Source organism: Oleiphilus sp. HI0086, assembly GCF_001635225.1.
On the sequence record NZ_LWFZ01001102.1, the window covers coordinates 1 to 1,308 of the forward strand.

Sequence of the window (1,308 nt, forward strand, 5' to 3'; positions counted from 1 at the left end):
GATGCATAACAATGAAATAGATAAGCCTATCATCGATGCCATATAAGGCATGAATATATCGCTCCTGCCTGACTTTATAAAAACTTCTGATACTTCAATGCACAATGAAAAGAAAAGGCAGTGGACAGCGGGTACTAGAATGTTAGGTGTTTGGCGTTTTATTTGAATATGTGCGCTTAAAAAGGCAAGTGGTATGAATATGATACAATTCAACGTTAAGTACTGCCAATCTACTGATGCGGATGAAAAGTGGAAAAAGGGGTCAAGAATCAAACGTGGCATGTCACTGTTTTGACTGTTTAGCTTTGCATAGATATCAGATAATGAGACGGTGATATTAAGAGGTAGTAAACAGGTTATATAAGCGACCGCTATATAGATAAACCGGATTCCAGATATGTTTTGCAATGCCGCATTATCTGATTTTTGCTCTATACCAAGTAAGCTAGAAGGTGAAAAGTGAAAGTGCTTTAGTGCAATATAGGCGACAAAATAGCCCGTGATAAAACCTGAAGTATTTGATATTACGTCTGAAATATCGGAATAGCGCCCAATAAATGCTTGCGTTATTTCAACTAGTGTACTGACTAAAAAACCAACAAACAGATAGGGGCTCATTAATCTAGGAGAGGATTTACTCGCTATATATAGGGAACAAAGAAAGCCCAATGGCATATACAGCAGTATGTTCGTAGCAACATCTCTTAGGTTGTGAAAATTAAAAGAAAATGCACTCCCTTTTTCGAGTAGGGTCTGGATTGCACTTTCTGTGCTGGGTGCCTTTCCTGTTAGGTAAAAGCTTGCCGCTAGAATAAATAGTAAATATAGAAGTAGAAGAAGCCCAAAGCTTAGTCGTGTTATATTTGGGCTTGTTTGTAACGGCATTTGAGTTTCCCTATTTCTGTTAAGAGTAAATAATAGCTTTAGACTTTACCACTCAATAGCTTGGCGGCCACTTTGAATAGGAATACTTTTATGGCGTCACTGATCTTTTTGTCACCGGATATAGGGCTTAGCTTGATTCCCAGTCTCCTCTTAACTAATTCATTAAAGCGCAAGGCTAAGCCTTTCTTCTGAGTTTCTTTCGTGTTGAAGATAATTGATACTGAGGCTGAAACTTCATCGCATGTTTTTACCCAGTGTGGTGCTAAATAGGGAATATGAGCGCCTTCACCTGGCTTAATAAAAGTTTTTGTTGAGGTGTTAACAAATTCGTCCCGTAAGCTTGGTGCTACTTTATGGGTTTTGGCTACAAATGTTTCCAGTTCATCATCACTAATTTGTTCTTTATCCCAGGGTTCCCACGTA

Annotated in this window: 2 protein-coding genes; both read right to left on the bottom strand. The window is 38.5% G+C overall.

Annotated elements, in window-relative coordinates; translation table 11 throughout:
- Positions 1-885: VanZ family protein (locus A3756_RS19510; RefSeq protein WP_197481398.1), on the bottom strand; the 885-nt coding region annotated here is incomplete at its 3' end.
- Positions 886-923: 38 nt separating this feature from the next.
- Positions 924-1,308 (bottom strand): hypothetical protein (locus tag A3756_RS28000; RefSeq protein ID WP_197481399.1); only part of this gene is annotated, 385 nt, incomplete at its 5' end.